This window comes from Escherichia sp. AM3 (assembly GCF_032029835.1).
GTDB classification, from domain to species: domain Bacteria; phylum Pseudomonadota; class Gammaproteobacteria; order Enterobacterales; family Enterobacteriaceae; genus Escherichia; species Escherichia coli.
Map to the genome: position 1 here is coordinate 1 of NZ_JAVUPQ010000185.1, position 2,748 is coordinate 2,748.

The 2,748-nt window shown below is 40.4% G+C and carries 5 protein-coding genes and 3 pseudogenes; 2 read left to right on the forward strand and 6 right to left on the reverse strand.

Annotated features, from left to right (window positions below):
- On the forward strand, nt 1-82 hold an 82-nt coding region (locus tag RTW80_RS23720), incomplete at its 5' end, for a hypothetical protein (RefSeq protein WP_229504410.1).
- A gap of 115 nt (nt 83-197) precedes the next feature.
- Nucleotides 198-563: pseudogene (locus tag RTW80_RS23725) on the forward strand (helix-turn-helix domain-containing protein); the annotation flags it as partial.
- A gap of 58 nt (nt 564-621) precedes the next feature.
- Here RTW80_RS23725 and RTW80_RS31705 read toward each other — a convergent pair.
- The 6 genes and pseudogenes from RTW80_RS31705 to RTW80_RS31710 all read right to left on the reverse strand — a co-directional run.
- A pseudogene (locus tag RTW80_RS31705) lies at nt 622-717 on the reverse strand (hypothetical protein); the annotation flags it as partial.
- 366 nt (nt 718-1,083) lie between these two features.
- On the reverse strand, nt 1,084-1,257 hold the full coding sequence (locus tag RTW80_RS23730) for a hypothetical protein (protein ID WP_001297301.1): 174 nt from the start codon (nt 1,255-1,257) through the stop codon (nt 1,084-1,086).
- Nucleotides 1,258-1,313: 56 nt separating this feature from the next.
- Entirely contained in the window at nt 1,314-1,574 is a 261-nt protein-coding gene (locus tag RTW80_RS23735) for a hypothetical protein (protein ID WP_001320180.1), read from the reverse strand.
- Nucleotides 1,555-2,241 (reverse strand): annotated as a pseudogene (locus tag RTW80_RS23740) (RHS repeat-associated core domain-containing protein); the annotation flags it as partial. The gene RTW80_RS23735 and the pseudogene RTW80_RS23740, both read right to left, overlap by 20 nt.
- A 23-nt stretch (nt 2,242-2,264) precedes the next feature.
- The gene (locus tag RTW80_RS23745) at nt 2,265-2,633 is read right to left on the reverse strand and encodes a YbbC/YhhH family protein (RefSeq protein ID WP_000877768.1); all 369 of its coding nucleotides are present in this window, start codon (nt 2,631-2,633) and stop codon (nt 2,265-2,267) included.
- A gap of 39 nt (nt 2,634-2,672) precedes the next feature.
- The coding region (locus tag RTW80_RS31710) for a hypothetical protein (protein ID WP_375293527.1) at nt 2,673-2,748 on the reverse strand (76 nt) is incomplete at its 5' end.

Genomic DNA, 2,748 nt, shown 5'->3' on the forward strand with positions numbered 1-2,748 from the left:
CTATCAGCTTGAGAAAAAAGCGGAAAAAGTTGTCTTTCGCGGTGAGTGGGCGGAAGTGGCGGAATGGGTTAAGGCGCGGTAATGAGGGACGTATTTGTATTAGTCGCGACTTGATCTGACACATGGCCTTGAAAGGTTGAGAGTTACCGGTTTTGATATGAGTGTCGAATCCTTATCCAAAACAAGAGGTAACTCTCATGCTTCATACTGCCAATCCCGTCATCAAACACAAAGCCGGTTTGCTCAATCTGGCTGAAGAACTCAGCAACGTATCAAAAGCCTGTAAAATCATGGGCGTTTCGCGTGATACGTTTTATCGTTACCGCGAACTGGTCGCTGAAGGCGGTGTGGATGCGCAGATTAATCGTAGTCGCCGCGCTCCTAACCTTAAGAACCGTACCGATGAGGCAACTGAACAGGCTGTTGTTGATTACGCCGTCGCTTTCCCGACACATGGTCAGCACCGGGCCAGCAACGAGCTGCGTAAACAGGGGGTTTTTATCTCCGACAGTGGTGTCCGTTCTGTCTGGTTACTCCATAACCTTGAGAATCTCAAAAGACGATACTGAACAAATTTTATCAGGTGACGTTCCGTAAAAAGTTGTATGGAGTTCTCGATGCAGTCGGCGCGACTATCAGTACCCCCGCTGAACCCTGGACTATCGGGCCGCCGTACTGGGGCATGTCACCCTGGCGTGCCGCTGGTTTTCCGCTAATGGTTTATTTCCTCTTTCTTTCCCGGCAAGAATTTATTTTAATCCGGAAGGATTATTTATTTTCAGATAGGGACTCACATTAAACACGTAACATTTTAATTAATGCATGGCTGAATATGTATTACACAATGTCAGATATCGTAAAAGACCAGTGCAATTCTATGTAAACTCTCTGACTGTTCATTTTATTTGTTGTTTCAGGGTCGGAACTCACCCTCAATAAACAACTGAATACGAGTAGATATTCATCGTCTGAGCTATATGGCTTTACACAATAGCCGACATGTCTTTTCTCAGTCAGGAATTTTACTTTTCCTCACTACGAAGTTGACGACTTCGATATGGGATAGACTCTTAATTCAAGCAATTACTCTGCACAAGCATCAGGCAATCCAGCTCCAATATTTGTTATAAAATAATGCGTAACATTAATTTCACCAACAAAAAAAAGGTTTACACCATCCCCTTGCCCTGGTATCTTACCATATTTACACCACACTTTTTTTGTATCTGGATCATTCTTTGATACGATTTTCGCCACTTGTTCCCTGGCCCTCACTGTCAATGTTTTCTTAAACCTACCCCCATCATCATTTGTTAGGGAAAAATAAGAAAAAAATAATCATCTTCTACATTTGTGTATATTGATATATCCACCGCTACGTGCGGAAAAAAATCTGGGAGCCATGTAAAAACTCCATCATTTTCTGGTATTGCCATATAGTTTATGTAATGTTTACTTACAAGAGATTCATCTTTGTATAAATAAAGATAAGTAATTACGCATAAAACAACAATGATTATAATAGCAAAAATAAATATTATCATCTTTGATAGATTACTTGAGATAGCCAGCATCTTGTAAAGCCTTTATCGTTTTTTTATGCTCTGGATTAATATAATCACTACATCTATCTGAGCAATCTGTTGTTGATGGACATGTCAACCCATGGTCATTTACAGCCAAGTCTTTTTTATTATCTTCAATCATTTCAGAATGGGATAGCTTTACTTTTCTGCCGTACATACCGAACAGATTTAACCCGTAATCTCTAATCTCTTTTTCATAACCCAGCCCTTTCGCCGATCGGCTAACACCAGCGTTATTTAATTTAGACACTCGACAAAATGCCATACAATGGAAAAATTGATCAGTCCCACCTAAATTTAATCTCTTCATATCTTCATAAGTATCAGATAATATATCCCATGCTCTTTGATGGTTTAGTTGATCTTTTCTTCTTATTAGCGCTACATCTGCGGGACTTAACCCTAATGGATCAATACCATTCACCGGATTCAGCGGATACGCATACAGACTCCATCCCCCCTCCAGCCCTATCGGGTCCTGAGTGATATACCGCCCCTGCAACGGATCGTAGTACCGGTTCCGGTTGTAGTACAGCCCCGACTCCTTATCATACTGCTGCCCCGGCAGCCGGTACGGCTGGTGCAGGTGATGCGGGTTCTCTTCATTCAGCTGGTTGCCCCACTCATCATACTCCCCGCTCCACGCAATGTTTCCATCCGCATCCATCAGCGCCAGCATTATTTACTATGTAGGAAATTCAAAACACATCCATTTTTCTTATTAATTTCTATAATAAATACACCACCCGCAACTTCATAAGGTAACTTTGCTCCCTCAACAACCCAACTATCTGGTAGTTCCGTAATTAAATATGGTTTTTCTTCTTCTGCAATCCGTTCGCCATAGCGATACCTAACATATATTTCAGCTAATTGTATCGCCATTGTTTCAGTTTTTACCGTATTTTTAACAGAGTATTTATCTAAATGTAATTTTTCCACATACCTCATAAAAATAATGTTTTCATCAGAACCGTAAACAGCTGTCTCATTACAGGCAAATAGTATAAAAAATGAAAGCATCGAAAATATTGAACTATATTTCATTGAATCTCCTTATAGGCCCCACTAATAAAAGCACTAAAATTAATCATGATACGGTATGCATACTGAACTCAATCCCGGGACACTATTTCTGATAAAAATATATTCTCCTTTATTA

What these genes read in the sequence shown, in the direction of transcription:
- RTW80_RS23735 (WP_001320180.1), bottom strand. Translation starts at nt 1,574, where the DNA reads ATGCTGGCTATCTCAAGTAATCTATCAAAGATGATAATATTTATTTTT.
- RTW80_RS23745 (WP_000877768.1), bottom strand. Translation starts at nt 2,633, where the DNA reads ATGAAATATAGTTCAATATTTTCGATGCTTTCATTTTTTATACTATTT.